Source organism: Clostridium sp. CTA-5 (assembly GCF_054768135.1).
Window position 1 is genome coordinate 290727 of record NZ_BAAAAT010000005.1, and the last position, 14695, is coordinate 305421.

The 14695-nt window shown below is 29.2% G+C and carries 12 protein-coding genes; all 12 read left to right on the plus strand.

Features of this window, described 5'->3' with window-relative positions; all coding sequences use genetic code 11:
• Nucleotides 1-8 precede the first annotated feature (8 nt).
• The 12 genes from ACYUET_RS12030 (at nucleotide 9) to ACYUET_RS12085 (ending at nucleotide 14612) form a co-directional block, all read left to right on the plus strand.
• Nucleotides 9-4358, plus strand: coding sequence for a PolC-type DNA polymerase III (locus ACYUET_RS12030; protein ID WP_460279907.1), 4350 nt, complete (start codon nucleotides 9-11; stop codon nucleotides 4356-4358).
• A 226-nt stretch (nucleotides 4359-4584) separates the two neighbouring features.
• Entirely contained in the window at nucleotides 4585-5046 is a 462-nt protein-coding gene (gene rimP / locus ACYUET_RS12035) for a ribosome maturation factor RimP (RefSeq protein ID WP_460279909.1), read from the plus strand.
• 16 nt (nucleotides 5047-5062) lie between these two features.
• The gene (nusA, locus tag ACYUET_RS12040) at nucleotides 5063-6214 is read left to right on the plus strand and encodes a transcription termination factor NusA (RefSeq protein ID WP_460279911.1); all 1152 of its coding nucleotides are present in this window, start codon (nucleotides 5063-5065) and stop codon (nucleotides 6212-6214) included.
• A 13-nt stretch (nucleotides 6215-6227) separates the two neighbouring features.
• Nucleotides 6228-6494, plus strand: coding sequence for an RNase P modulator RnpM (gene rnpM, locus ACYUET_RS12045; RefSeq protein WP_460279913.1), 267 nt, complete (start codon nucleotides 6228-6230; stop codon nucleotides 6492-6494).
• Nucleotides 6487-6807, plus strand: coding sequence for a ribosomal L7Ae/L30e/S12e/Gadd45 family protein (locus tag ACYUET_RS12050; protein WP_460279915.1), 321 nt, complete (start codon nucleotides 6487-6489; stop codon nucleotides 6805-6807). The genes rnpM and ACYUET_RS12050 overlap by 8 nt, the downstream gene beginning before the upstream one ends.
• Nucleotides 6808-6826: 19 nt before the next feature.
• Nucleotides 6827-8884: a translation initiation factor IF-2 gene (gene infB, locus ACYUET_RS12055; RefSeq protein WP_460279917.1), complete on the plus strand. Its 2058-nt coding sequence runs from the start codon at nucleotides 6827-6829 to the stop codon at nucleotides 8882-8884.
• Nucleotides 8885-8898: 14 nt separating this feature from the next.
• The gene (gene rbfA, locus ACYUET_RS12060) at nucleotides 8899-9249 is read left to right on the plus strand and encodes a 30S ribosome-binding factor RbfA (RefSeq protein ID WP_219778793.1); all 351 of its coding nucleotides are present in this window, start codon (nucleotides 8899-8901) and stop codon (nucleotides 9247-9249) included.
• Nucleotides 9249-10226 (plus strand): DHH family phosphoesterase, encoded by a 978-nt coding sequence (locus ACYUET_RS12065; protein WP_460279919.1) that lies wholly within the window; start codon nucleotides 9249-9251, stop codon nucleotides 10224-10226. Before rbfA ends, ACYUET_RS12065 begins: the two co-directional genes overlap by 1 nt.
• On the plus strand, nucleotides 10223-11098 hold the full coding sequence (gene truB / locus ACYUET_RS12070; RefSeq protein WP_460279921.1) for a tRNA pseudouridine(55) synthase TruB: 876 nt from the start codon (nucleotides 10223-10225) through the stop codon (nucleotides 11096-11098). Before ACYUET_RS12065 ends, truB begins: the two co-directional genes overlap by 4 nt.
• Nucleotides 11099-11114: 16 nt before the next feature.
• Nucleotides 11115-12044: a bifunctional riboflavin kinase/FAD synthetase gene (locus ACYUET_RS12075; RefSeq protein WP_460279923.1), complete on the plus strand. Its 930-nt coding sequence runs from the start codon at nucleotides 11115-11117 to the stop codon at nucleotides 12042-12044.
• A gap of 118 nt (nucleotides 12045-12162) precedes the next feature.
• Nucleotides 12163-12426, plus strand: coding sequence for a 30S ribosomal protein S15 (gene rpsO, locus ACYUET_RS12080; protein WP_219778789.1), 264 nt, complete (start codon nucleotides 12163-12165; stop codon nucleotides 12424-12426).
• 80 nt (nucleotides 12427-12506) lie between these two features.
• Nucleotides 12507-14612, plus strand: coding sequence for a polyribonucleotide nucleotidyltransferase (locus ACYUET_RS12085; protein ID WP_460279925.1), 2106 nt, complete (start codon nucleotides 12507-12509; stop codon nucleotides 14610-14612).
• Nucleotides 14613-14695 lie beyond the last annotated feature (83 nt).

The following is a 14695-nucleotide window of genomic DNA, read 5'->3' on the forward strand; positions in this document are numbered from 1 at the left end:
AAAGGAGAGTGATTCTTATAAGTAGAGAGTTTATACAAAAGTTAACAAAAGAAATAACTAATAATGAATCATTAGAAAATAAAGAAATAAGGCTACTAAGATTTCAATTTTATAAGAAAAGCGATGTTCTTAAAGTTACATTAAAATCTATAGAATCACTTAATAATCAAGAAGAAGAAGAATTAAAAAAAATAATTATAAAAAATCTAGGTTTTGATGTAAATATAGAATTTTTATGTTATAAGGATGTAAGCAATTTATCATTAGAAGAAATTAATGAAAAGCAATGGGTTAATGTTGCAGAAGAATTAGCAAAGAAATTTCCTCTATGTCGTCCTATTTTATATTCAAAACATAGAAAAATTGAAAATAAATCTATAAATATATATTCTGGAAATGAAACTCTTATAAAACATGTTTTAAATAAAAAATTAAATATATTATTACAAAATAATATAAAAGACATATTTAATGTTTCAACAAAAGTTAATTTTAAATTTGACTCAACACTTTTAACTACTGAAGAATATGAAGTTAAGAAGAAAGAGGAAAATCTTAAAATAATAAAAGAAGTTATGAACAATAGAGTAGTAACTAACCAAAGCAAACCTAAAACTTCTCAACAATCAAATGAGAAAAATTATAAAAACAATGAAAATAAGCGAGAATATAATTCATATAAAAGAGAACCTAAGGATGAGAATACTATTCTTGGAAGAGGAATAAAGACAGAACCTACTCTTATAAAAGATATAGATGAAACAACAGGATATGTTGCTATAATTGGAGAAGTTTTTAAAACTGATATCATTGAAACAAAAACAGGAAAAACAATTTTAACATTTTATGTTACTGATTATACTAGTTCAATTACAGTTAAATGTTTCTTAAAGGCACAAGAAAAAGAGGCTGTATTAGATGAAGTTAAAAAGGGACTTTATTGTAAAGTAAGAGGAGAAGCTGTATATGATACCTATGCAAGAGAAGTTGTAATAATGGGTAGAGATATAGCTAGAATGAAAAAAATAGAGAGAACTGATGGAGCAACAGAAAAGAGAATTGAATTACACTTACACACTAATATGAGCAGTATGGATGGAATAACCTCTGCATCTAAGATTGTTGAAACAGCTGCTAAATGGGGACATGAGGCTATTGCTATAACAGATCATGGTGTAGTTCAAGCTTATCCAGAAGCTCAAATTGCAGCAAAGAAAAATAAAATAAAGATACTTTATGGGGTTGAGGGCTACTTAGTTGACAATGGAGTTCCACTTGTAATAAATGAAAAAGGAAATTCATTAGATGATACTTTTGTAGTTTTTGATATTGAAACAACAGGATTTTCTCCAGTTAATGATAAGATAATAGAAATTGGTGCAGTTAAAATTAAAAATAGTGAAATTGTAGATAGATTTAGTTGTTTTGTTAACCCTGAAAGAGATATTCCATATAAAATTACAGAGTTAACAACTATAAATAATGATATGGTAAAAGATGCAGAAAATATTGCAAGCATACTTCCAAAGTTTATGAAGTTTTGTGAAAATAGTGTTATAGTTGCACATAATGCTTCATTTGATACTGGTTTTATTAAAAAAAATTGTAGAGATTTAAATATAAGATTTGATCTTCCAATATTGGATACAGTTACATTATGTAGGTTTTTATATCCTGAATTAAAAAAGGTTAAACTAAATATAGTTGCTAAGCATTTAGGAATTTCTCTTGAAAATCATCATAGAGCAGTAGATGATGCTAAAGCAACAGCAGATATACTTTTGAAATCATTTGAAAAGATAAAAGAAGATTATGAGATGAATGATTTAAAATCATTAAATGATTTATTTTTATCAAAGGTGGATATAAAAAAACAACCAACATATCATATAATTATTTTAGCTAAAACACAGCAAGGATTAAAAAATCTTTATAAGTTAGTATCAGAAGCACATATAAATAATTTCTTTAGAAGACCAAGAACTCCTAAAACATTGCTTTCTGAAATGCGTGAAGGACTTATTATAGGTTCAGCTTGTGAAGCTGGTGAATTATATAGAGCAGTCTTAGATGGAAGAAGTGATGAAGAACTAAAAGAGATTATTGAATTTTATGATTATGTAGAAATTCAACCTATTGCAAATAATAACTTTCTTATTCAAAAAGGTTCGGTAAAAGATGAAGAAGAATTAAGAGAGATTAATAGAAAAATATACAGACTTGGAAAAGAATGCAATAAACCTACAGTTGCAACGGGAGATGTACATTTTTTAAATCCTAATGATGAAGCTTTTAGAAGAATAATTATGGCAGGACAAGGCTTTTCAGATGCTGATAATCAACCTCCGTTGTATTTAAAAACAACAGAAGAAATGTTAAAAGAATTTTCTTACTTAGGTCAGGATATATCAAAAGAGGTTGTTATAGATAATCCTAAAAAAATTGCTGATAGCATTGATGTAATAAAACCTATTCCGGATGAAACATACCCTCCTAAAATTGAAGGTGCAGAAGAAGACATTAAAAATATGACGTTAAAAAAAGTACATGATATATATGGAGATAATCTTCCTGAAGTAGTACAAAAAAGATTAGATAAAGAATTAAATTCTATAATTAATAATGGATATGCCGTACTTTATCTTATAGCGCAAAAACTTGTTGCAAAATCTACAGAAGATGGATATTTAGTTGGATCAAGAGGGTCTGTTGGATCATCGTTTGTAGCTACAATGTCGGATATTACTGAAGTTAATGGCTTACCTCCGCACTATGTATGTCCTAATTGTAAAAAATCTGAATTCTTTTTAGATGGTTCAGTAAGTTCAGGAGCGGATTTGCCTAATAAAGATTGTCCAGATTGTAGAATTCCTTACAAAAAAGATGGTCATGATATACCTTTTGAAACATTCTTAGGATTTGAAGGGGATAAGGAGCCTGATATAGATCTTAACTTTTCAGGAGAATATCAAGGGGTTGTTCATAGATATACAGAAGTTCTATTTGGTAAAGGTCATACATTTAAAGCAGGTACAATTGGAACAGTTGCTGAGAAAACCGCATATGGGTATGTTAAAAAATATTTAGATGAAAGAGGAATTAGAGCATCACAAGCAGAAATAGAAAGACTTACAATTGGTTGTACAGGAATTAAAAGAACTACAGGACAGCATCCAGGAGGAATCATGGTTGTGCCTTCAGATAATGAGATTTATAATTTTTGTCCTATTCAGCATCCGGCAGATGATAATGATACTGATGTTGTAACAACACATTTTGATTATCATTCAATAAGTGGTAGACTATTAAAATTAGATATACTAGGACATGATGATCCTACTGTACTTAGAATGTTGCAAGATTTAACTGGACTTGATCCAAAAACAATACCTTTAAATGATGACAAAGTATTGAGTTTATTTACATCTCCAGATGCATTAGGAGTTACAAAAGAAGAGTTGGGATGCGAGGTTGGAAGTTATGGACTTCCTGAGTTTGGTACAAAATTTGTTAGGGGTATGCTTGTGGATACTCAGCCTAAAACTTTTGCAGACTTAGTCAGAATATCTGGACTTTCTCATGGGACTGATGTTTGGCTTAATAATGCTCAGTATTATATAAAAGAAGGTTTCACTACATTAAGAGACTGTATAGCAACAAGAGATGATATCATGGTTTATTTAATGTATAAAAATTTACCACCTAAAAGCGCATTTACAATAATGGAAAAGGTAAGAAAAGGTAAGGGTCTTTCAGAGGAAGATGAAAAATTAATGAAAGAACATGAGGTTCCAGAATGGTATATAGGGTCTTGTAAAAAAATAAAGTATATGTTCCCTAAAGGTCATGCTGTTGCTTATGTTATGATGGCTGTTAGAATAGCATATTACAAAGTTTATTATCCGGAAGCTTATTATGCAACATATTTTACAGTAAGGGCAGATGATTTTGATGCAAATCTAATATGTCTTGGAGAGGCTGCAATTAATGCTAAACTTCAAGAATTATATGAGCTTGGTAATAATGCAAGTGTGAAAGATAAAGGACTTATTACCGTACTAGAACTATGTTTTGAAGCATATAAAAGAGGAATAAAATTTTTGAGAGTTGATTTATATAAATCAGAAGCAGTTAAATTTAAAATTGAAGATGGAGCACTTCGTCCACCATTAAATGCATTACCAGGAGTAGCAGAAAATGCAGCTAAAAATATCGTAGAAGCTAGGGTTAATGGAGAGTTTATTTCAAAAGAGGATTTAAGAATAAGGGCAGGAGTTTCTAAAACAGTAATAGAAAGTTTGACTAATCATGGATGTTTAGAAGGTTTATCAGAAACAAATCAATTGTCTTTATTTTAGAAAATAAAGACACTTCTTCTTATAACTCTTGTATTTATCTATTGTTTATGATATGATGTAAGTAGTTTTTAATGACAATAGATTAAAAAAATGGAGTGGGAAGGTTTACCCGCTCTTTCTATTTGTAACGCAACTACTTTAAAATAGTTGCGTTTTTGATTACAAATTTATAATTAAAAACAAAATAAATAATTAAAATTGAATATTGAAAGGGAGGTTTAGAGAATTGAAAAAAGATATCTTAATTGAAAAAATAGAAGCATTAGTAAAACCGATTGTTTTAGAATTATCTTATAATTTATATTATGTAGAATATGTAAAAGAAAATGGAGAATTCTATTTAAGAATCTATATCGATAAACCAGAAGGAAGTATATCACTAAATGATTGTGAAACTGTTTCAAGAAGAGTTAGTGAAATGTTAGATGTGGAAGATCCAATTGAAGGCTCATATTATTTAGAAGTATCTTCACCAGGACTTAATAGAGGCCTTTATAAAGAAGAACATTTTAAAATGTTTATTGGAAGAGAAGTGTTAGTAAGATTTAATGGTTCTTTTAATGGAATGAAAAATATAAAAGGTATATTAAAAGATATAAATAAAGATTTTATAGTAGTTCAAGATAAAGAAGAAATTAAAGTTCCAGTAGAAAAAATAAAAAGTGCAAATTTAGAAGGGGAAATATAACAAGGAGGGTATAAAAATGAATCAAGAGTTTATAGGCGCTCTTAAAGAAATAGTAAAGGAAAAGGGGATTTGTGAAGATTTACTTTTTACAACTATTGAAGACGCTATGGTTGCAGCATATAAGAAAAATTATGCAAATTTAAATACGTCTGCACAAAATGTAAAAATAAGTATAAATAGAGAAACAGGAGAAATTCATGTATATGCTCAAAAAGTAGTAGTTGATGAGGTATATGATGATGTAACTGAAATTTCACTAGAAGAAGCAAAAGCTTTAAATCCTAAAAATGAAGTGGATGATATAGTGGATTTAGAAGTTACTCCTAAGAACTTTGGAAGAGTAGCAGCTCAACTTGCTAAACAAGTAGTTACGCAAAGAATAAAGGAAGCTGAAAGAAATATAGTATATGATGAATACAAAGAAAAAGAATTTGATATAATAACAGGTACTATATTAAGAAAAGATAAAGGTATGGTTTTCGTTAGTTTAGGCAAGATTGAAGGTATAATAGGTCCTAATGAACAAATGCCAAATGAAGAATATAAATTTAATGAAAAATTAAAATTATATATAGTTGAAGTAAAAAACACTTCAAAGGGTGCTCAAGTACATGTTTCAAGAACACATCCAGGATTAGTAAAAAGATTGTTTGAATTAGAAGTACCTGAAATATTTAATGGAACAGTTGAAATAAAAAGTATTTCAAGAGAAGCTGGTTCAAGAAGTAAAATAGCAGTTTACTCTAATAATGAAGAAGTAGATGCAATGGGAGCTTGTGTAGGACCTAAGGGAATTAGAGTACAAAATATAGTTAATGAACTTAAAAATGAAAAAATTGATATAATAAAATGGAGTAAAGATCCAGCAGAATTTATATCTAATGCTTTAAGTCCAGCAAAAGTATTAAGTGCTGAAGTTGATGAAGAAAATAAATCAGCTAAAATAGTAGTAGAAGATAATCAACTTTCTTTAGCTATAGGTAAAGAAGGCCAAAACGTAAGATTAGCAGCAAAACTTACAAATTGGAAAATAGATATAAAAAGTAAGTCACAAAAAGATGCTTTAGATGCAGAAGAAGAAAAACACTTAAATGAAGAGTTAGTTACTGAAGATGATATTGTTACTGAAGTTAATAATTCAGAAAGTGAAAATAGCATAGAAGAATAGAGAGGTGTTTTTAATGAAGGTTAAGAAGATTCCTCTAAGGATGTGTACTGGTTGCATGGAAATGAAACCTAAAAAGGAATTAATAAGAATAGTTAAAAGCCCAGAAGGGGAAATTTCTGTTGATTTAACTGGCAAAAAGTCAGGAAGAGGTGCTTATATTTGTAAAGATATAACATGCTTTGAAAAGGCTTTTAAAGCAAAGAGATTGAGCAGAAATTTAGAAAGCCCTATAAGTGAAGAAATTTATGAAAGATTAAAGGATGAAATAAAAAATGAATAAGTTTTTTAACTTTTTAGGAATTGTAAAGAAATCTGGAAATTTACTTGAGGGTTATAGTAAGTGTGATGACTTAAGAAATAAAACAAAGATTTATTTGTTTATAATATCTGATGATTTATCAGAGTCTTCAAAAGAAAAATTTAAAAAGCATTGTACTGAAAAGAATATACCATATATTGAGGATTTCTCCAAAGAACAATTAGGTATTCCAGTTGGTCGTGATGAAATTATGATTTTAGGAATTCTAGATAATAACATGGCAAAAAAATTGCTAGGACTATATGAGGAGGAGAAGAAATATATGAGTAGATAATAATAACGGGGGTGACTTTATGTCAAAAATAAGAGTGTATGAATTAGCAAAAGAACTTGATGTAAGTTCAAAAGACTTAATAACATTACTAATGGATGAATTTGGTGTCGAAGTAAAAAACCATATGAGTGCTATTGAAGATGAAGAAGCTCAATTAATAAAGGAATTAATTGCTACAAAATCTCCATCTAATGAAGAAGCAAAAAGCTTAGTTGATGAGTATGAAGAAATTTTATCAGATGAGCTTAATAAGGGACAAAAGAAAAAGAAAAAAATAAAAAGAGAAGATAAGGGTGAAGGTAAAGAAACTATGGAAGAAACTCAAATTATGATTGAAATCGGAGAAACTATTACTGTTAAGGAATTAGCTGAAAAGCTTAATAAACCTTCAAATGATGTTATAAAAACATTAATCTTCTCAGGAGTTATGGCAGCAATAAATCAAGAGATAGATTATGCTACAGCTGAAAAGGTATGTGAAAGCTATGAAGTATTAGTAACTAAAAAAGAAATAACTGAAGAACTTGAAGTTGTAGAAATAGATGAAGATGAAGAAGAAAATCTTTCAAAGAGACCACCAATAGTAACTGTTATGGGTCATGTTGACCATGGTAAGACATCATTACTTGATGCTATTAGAAAAGCAAGAGTTACAGATTCAGAAGCAGGTGGAATAACTCAACATATTGGTGCATATACTATAAACTTAAATGGAGAACAAATTACATTTTTAGATACTCCAGGACATGAAGCTTTTACAGCTATGAGAGCTCGTGGAGCACAAGTAACAGATGTTGTTATATTAGTTGTTGCAGCTGATGATGGAATTATGCCTCAAACTAAAGAAGCAATCGATCACTGTAAAGCAGCAGGGGTACCAATAGTTGTTGCAATAAATAAAATAGATAAACCAGGTGCAAATGCTGACAGAGTTAAACAAGAATTAACAGAACATGGATTAGTAGTAGAAGAATGGGGTGGAGATACTATATGTGAAGAAGTATCTGCAAAACAAAACTTAAACATTGATAAGTTACTTGAAATGGTTCTTCTTACTGCTGAAATGCTTGAACTTAAAGCTAATCCAAATAGAAAAGCAAAAGGAACTGTAATTGAAGCTAAACTTGATAAAGGAAGAGGTTCAGTTGCGAGTTTATTAGTTCAAAACGGAACTCTACATGTTGGAGATTCAATTATGGTTGGTTCTACATATGGTAGAATAAGAGCAATGTTTGATGATAGAGGTAAAAAGATTAAATCAGCTGGACCGTCAATCCCAGTAGAAGTATTAGGTCTTTCAGAAGTTCCAGAAGCAGGAGATAGATTTAATCAAGTAAAAGATGAAAAAACTGCTAGAATAATGGCTGATGCAAGAAAAGAAAAAGAAAAAGCAGAAACATTAAATAGTAATCACAGAGTATCATTAGAAGATTTATATAGCCAAATCAAAGAAGGGAAAGTTAAGGAACTTGCAGTAATAGTAAAAGCAGATGTTCAAGGGTCTGTTCAAGCTATTAATCAATCATTAGAAAAACTTTCTACTGATGACGTTAAGGTTAGAGTAATACATGGTGGAGTTGGTGCGATTACAGAAACAGACATAACTTTAGCAACAGCTTCAAATGCTATAGTTATTGGATTTAATGTAAGACCAGATAATAATGCAGTAGTTCAAGCTGACAAAGAAGGCGTAGATATAAAAACTTATAGAATAATCTATGATGCAATTGATGATGTTAAATCAGCTATGATAGGAATGCTTGAACCAGAATACAAAGAAGTAGTTTTAGGATCAGCAGAAGTAAGAGAAACTTATAAAATTTCAAATGTTGGAACAATTGCTGGTTGTTATGTATTAAACGGAAAGCTTCAAAGAAATGCTGAAACAAGAGTTATAAGAGATGGTATAGTTATTTTTGAATCTACTTTATCATCATTAAAGAGATTTAAAGATGATGCAAAAGAAGTAAATGCTGGATATGAATGTGGTTTAACTGTAGATAAGTTTAATAACATTAAAGAAGGCGATATCATTGAATGTTTCATGATGGAGGCAATCAAGAGAAAAGAGCTATAAAAGAGGTGATATAAATGCCAAACTATAGAGGCGGCAGAATTAACGAAGAATTTAAGAGAGAAATCAGCAATATTCTTCAAAATGAAATTAAAGATCCAAGACTTACAGCAATGATTTCAGTAACAGATGTAAAAGTTACTAAAGATTTAAGATATGCTAAGGTATATGTAAGTATTTTTTCTAAAAATGAAGAAGAAAAGAAGAATAACTTTAGTGCATTAAAAAGTGCTAGTGGATATATAAGAAAAACTTTAGGCCAAAGAATAAATTTAAGATATAACCCAGAAATAATAATGGAATTAGATGATTCAATAGATTATGCAATGCATATTGATGAATTAATTCATAAAGTAAGAGAAAAATAATGTCAATTAAGAATATAAAGGAAGAAATATTAAAATCAAAAAAGATTGGATTATCTTTTCATACATCTCCTGATGGTGATGCAATAGGAAGTGTTTTATCACTTCTTAAAGCACTTAGGAGCATAGGGAAAGAAGCTTATATTATTTCAAGAGATGTTATCCCTGATAACCTCTCTTTCCTTTCTTTATCTGAAGAAATTGATGGAAATACTTTAGAACCAGATAGCAATACAGATTTAGTGATTGTAATGGATTGCGGTAATGTAGAAAGAATATCTGCAAACTTAGACAAGTATTCTGGAAAAATAATTAATATAGATCATCACTTGTCTAATGAAGAATATGGATTTATAAATTATGTTGATCCAACTGCTGCAGCTACCGCAGAAATATCATATTTGTTAATAAAAGAGTTAGGAATTGATTTTAATAAGAAAACTCCTTTGGAAATAGATATAGCTAAAGCTATTTATACATCTTTAGTAACAGATACTGGATCTTTTAGGCATTCAAACGTGACTAAAAGGACTCATGCTATAGCTTCAGAACTTATAGAATTAGGAATAGATAATAGTAAAATTCATAGCAATCTTTTTGATAATAGAGATTTTAATAAAATAAAATTAATGGGTTATGTTTTGTCTAATTTAGAACTTGCATTAGGGAATAAAGTAGCTGTAATGCAAATACCTAAAAATATACTAGAAGAATTTGATTTAGTTAATTCTGATACTTCAGACGTAATTTCAATTGGCCTTGGAATTAAAGGAGTAGAGGTTGCTTTATTATTAAAAGATTCAGAAAAAGGCATTAAAATTAGTCTAAGATCTAAAAATGATGTTGATGTAAGAAAAGTAGCTGAACGTTATGGTGGTGGTGGCCACACTAAAGCAGCAGGAGCTCTTCAAAAAGATGTAGATTTAGAAGGTGCAAAGAGTAACTTATTAAAAACTCTTAAGGAAGAGATGAAATTATGAATGGAATTTTAAATGTATTTAAAAATAAAGGGATGACCTCTTTTGATGTTGTTAGAAAAATAAAAAAAGTATCTAATCAAAAAAAAGTTGGTCATACAGGTACATTAGATCCAGAAGCGACTGGAGTATTACCAGTTTGCTTAGGAAAAGCTACTAAAATTATTGATTATATAATGAATTCTAAAAAAGTATATGAAGTAAAATTCGAATTAGGAAAAAATACAACAACCTATGATTTAGAAGGTGAAGTTATAAGACAAAGAGACACTTCTAATATTAAAGAAGAGGATGTTAAAAAAGCTATATTTTCTTTTTTAGGAGAGTATAATCAAGTGCCACCAATGTATTCAGCATTAAAACAAAATGGAGTTAGACTTTATGATCTTGCAAGACAGGGAATTGAAGTTGAAAGAGAAGCAAGACGTATTACTATATATGATATTTCTGATGTTACTTATGATTTACCATATGTATCAATTAAAGTTACTTGTTCAAAAGGTACATATATAAGAAGTTTATGTTATGATATTGGAGAAAAATTAAATGTTGGTGCAACTATGGTAGAGTTGAAAAGAACTGAAACTTCAATATTTACTGAAAAAGATAGTGTGAATATAGAATATTTGACATCAGAAAATATAAAAGATTATATTATAAGTATTGAAGAGGCATTATCATTTTATCCTAAATTAACTGTGAATAACTCTTTTACAAAATTATTAATAAATGGTGTGAAAGTATATGATAGAAGATTAAGTGATGAGGTTATAGAAAAAAATATTTTATATAGAGTTTATGATAAAGAAAATATGTTTATAGGACTTGGAAAACAAGATAACCAAGGATTTAAGATAGAAAAATTATTAGTTTAAATTTAGGAGCAAAAGTATGGTTATAATAGAAAATAATTTTGGAGATGTACAAACTTATAACAACTATGTGGCTATAGGTAGTTTTGATGGGTTACATATTGGTCATCTATCATTAATAGATAAGGTTACTGAAATTGCAAAAAAAAATGAAGGTAAAAGTATGGTGTTTACCTTTAAAAACCATCCAAGAAAATTTATAAATCCTAAAAATACTCTTAAACTTTTAATGGAAAACGATGAAAAAGAAAAAATTTTAAACGACAAGGGTATTGATATATTATATTTTGCAGATTTTAATGAAGAGTTTATGAAAATAACTCCTGAAAAATTTATAGAGTTTTTATATAAAAAATTAAATATAAAAGGTATAGTTGTAGGATTTAATTATAAATTTGGATATAAAAACTCAGGAGATATCGAAGTTTTAAAAAGCTTACAAAATAAATATGGGTACGAATTATATATTATGGATCCTTGTACATATAAGGATGATATTGTAAGCAGTACAAGAATTAGAAGAGAATTAGAAGATGGAAATGTTTGTGAAGCAGGTGTAATGCTTAATAGACCATATTCTATTAATGGGAACGTTGTACATGGAAGAAAAATTGGTACAACAGTTCTTGGGTTTCCTACAGCAAATATAGAATACAACAAAAATATTCTTTTACCTAAAATAGGTGTATATTATACTAATGTTAGGGTAAATAATAGAATATATAAAGGGATGACTTCAATAGGAAATAATCCAACAGTTAGTGGGAAAATGTTAACTGTAGAAACTCATATATTGGATTTTAATGAAGATATATATGGAGTAAATATAGAAGTTTACTTTATAAAAAAAATTAGAGAGCAAAAAAAGTTTAATGGAGTAGATGAATTAATAAAAGAGCTTCATAAAAATAAAAGTTATGCAGAAAACGAGAATATTGTTATTAAATAATATTATTATTTACAATAATACTTCGTTTTGATATAATACACATTGAACCTACTTCTAAGTTTAAAGGTGCCATCTTTTTACTTGGAAATAAGGGGATAAAATACACGGAGGTGCACTTATGGATAAGGCAAGAAAATTAGAAATCATTAAGCAATTTGGAAGAAGTGAAGGAGATACTGGTTCACCAGAAGTTCAAATCGCATTATTAACTGAAAGAATCAACTCATTAACTGGACATTTAAAAGTTCACAAAAAAGACCATCACTCAAGAAGAGGTCTTTTAATGATGGTTGGACACAGAAGAGGTCTTTTAAACTACTTAGCTGATCAAGATATCGAAAGATATAGAACTATAGTAAAACAATTAGGTTTAAGAAGATAATTTTTTTAGAGCGGATCTTCCGCTCTATTGTTTTAAAAACTATAAAATTAAGAAAATAATTGAAGGGAGGGTTTCAAAAGATGAATAACGTTTTAAAAACTAACATCGCTGGAAAAGAGATGAAAGTTGAATTCGGAAAAATAGGGATGTTATCAAATGCAGCTACTTTTATGAGCTATGGTGATACCGTTATTTTAACTAATGTTAATGCATCCGAAGAACCAAGAGAAGGAATAGATTTTTTCCCGTTAAGTGTTGAATATGAAGAAAGATTATATGCTGTAGGTAAAATACCAGGTGGATTTATAAAAAGAGAAGGAAGACCATCAGAAAAAGCTATATTAAATGGAAGAGCAGTTGACAGAACTTTAAGACCGTTATTTCCAAAAGGATATAGAAATGATGTTCAAGTAGTTTGTACAGTAGTTTCAGTAGAAAAAGATAATTTACCTGAAATTTTAGCAATTAATGCAGCTTCAACTGCGTTATGTTTATCAAGCATACCATTTACAATTCCAGTTGCAGCTGTGCAAGTAGGATTAATTGATGGTAAGTTTATTGTAAATCCAGATGCAAAAGAACGTGAAGAAAGTATACTTCATTTAACTGTATGTGCAACAAAAGAGAAAGTAATGATGATAGAAGCTGGTGGAAATGAAATCCCAGAAGATACAATGATTGATGCTATAAAATTTGGATTTGATGAGTGTCAACATATTATTGCTTTCCAAGAAGAAGCTATGGCTAAATTTGGTAAAGTTAAAGATACACCAGAATTATTTACTGTAGATAAAGAAGTAGAAAAAGATGTTAAAGCATTTGCTTCAGATATGATTAAAGAAGCTATGTATATAACTAATAAAGATGAGAGAAATGCAGCAATTGATGCAGTAAATGAAAAAGTTAAAGAAGAATTTGGTGAAAAGTACGAAGATAAATTTGGTGATATAAAAGAAATTCTTTATAATATGCAAAAGAAAGTCGTAAGACATATGCTCTTAAAGGATAAAAGAAGACCAGATGGTAGAGCTTTTGATCAAGTAAGACCATTAGGTTGTGAAGTAGGATTACTTCCAAGAACACATGGAACAGGATTATTTACAAGAGGTTTAACTCAAGTAATGACTGTTGCAACTCTAGGTGCAGTAGGCGATATTCAAATCTTAGATGGAATAGATGAGGCACAATCAAAAAGATATATGCATCACTATAACTTCCCAGGATATAGTGTTGGAGAGGTAAAACCTTTAAGAGGACCAGGCAGAAGAGAAATTGGTCATGGTGCTTTAGCAGAAAGAGCACTTGAACCACTAATCCCATCTGAAGAAGAATTCCCATATACAATTAGATTAGTATCAGAAGTATTAAGTTCAAATGGGTCAACTTCACAAGCATCAGTTTGTGGATCAACATTAGCATTATTAGATGCAGGTGTACCAATAAAAAGACCAGCAGCAGGTATTGCAATGGGACTAATTACATCTGAAGATTTATCAGAAGAACAAGTATTAACGGATATACAAGGAATAGAAGATTTCTTTGGAGATATGGATTTTAAGGTAGCAGGTACTACTGAAGGTATTACATCAATTCAAGTTGATACAAAACTTCAAGGTTTTAGTTTTAATGTAGTAAAAAATGCTATATATGATGCAAGAAAAGCTAGATTAACTATAATCGATAAAATAAATGAATGTATTTCAGAGCCAAGAAAAGATGTTTCTATGTATGCACCAAAAACTCAGACAATTCAAATTGATCCAGAAAAGATAAGATCTGTAATTGGAACTGGTGGTAAGGTTATTAATAAGATAATCCAAGATACTGGTGTTAAGATAGACATAAAAGAAGATGGAGCTGTATTTGTAAGTTCACCTGATCATGCAGGAGTTGCTGAGGCAATAAAAATTATCGAAGGTTTAACTAAAGATGTTAAGGCTGGAGAAGTTTATTTAGGTAAGGTAACTAAAATAACTACATTTGGAGCTTTTGTAGAAATTCTTCCTAACAAAGAAGGATTAGTGCATATATCTAAATTAGATAAAGAAAGAGTTAATAAGGTAGAAGATGTTGTTTCTATTGGAGATGAAATTTTAGTTAAGGTTACTGAAATTGATTCGCAAGGAAGAATAAATCTTTCAAGAAAAGATGCACTATTAGATCAGGAAAATAAGGAAGATAAATAAAAGGGCAATTTAATTGCCTTTTTTTTATAGCACTACTTAATTATAATTAAACTAAATATATAAGTTAAAATAAAGTTTATTCA

Bases quoted from the DNA above. Each gene is read 5' to 3' on its own strand.
- ACYUET_RS12085 (WP_460279925.1), top strand. From the start codon at position 12,507: ATGAATAACGTTTTAAAAACTAACATCGCTGGAAAAGAGATGAAAGTT.
- nusA (WP_460279911.1), top strand. From the start codon at position 5,063: ATGAATCAAGAGTTTATAGGCGCTCTTAAAGAAATAGTAAAGGAAAAG.
- rnpM (WP_460279913.1), top strand. From the start codon at position 6,228: ATGAAGGTTAAGAAGATTCCTCTAAGGATGTGTACTGGTTGCATGGAA.
- ACYUET_RS12075 (WP_460279923.1), top strand. From the start codon at position 11,115: ATGGTTATAATAGAAAATAATTTTGGAGATGTACAAACTTATAACAAC.
- infB (WP_460279917.1), top strand. From the start codon at position 6,827: ATGTCAAAAATAAGAGTGTATGAATTAGCAAAAGAACTTGATGTAAGT.
- ACYUET_RS12050 (WP_460279915.1), top strand. From the start codon at position 6,487: ATGAATAAGTTTTTTAACTTTTTAGGAATTGTAAAGAAATCTGGAAAT.
- rbfA (WP_219778793.1), top strand. From the start codon at position 8,899: ATGCCAAACTATAGAGGCGGCAGAATTAACGAAGAATTTAAGAGAGAA.
- rpsO (WP_219778789.1), top strand. From the start codon at position 12,163: ATGGATAAGGCAAGAAAATTAGAAATCATTAAGCAATTTGGAAGAAGT.
- ACYUET_RS12065 (WP_460279919.1), top strand. From the start codon at position 9,249: ATGTCAATTAAGAATATAAAGGAAGAAATATTAAAATCAAAAAAGATT.
- truB (WP_460279921.1), top strand. From the start codon at position 10,223: ATGAATGGAATTTTAAATGTATTTAAAAATAAAGGGATGACCTCTTTT.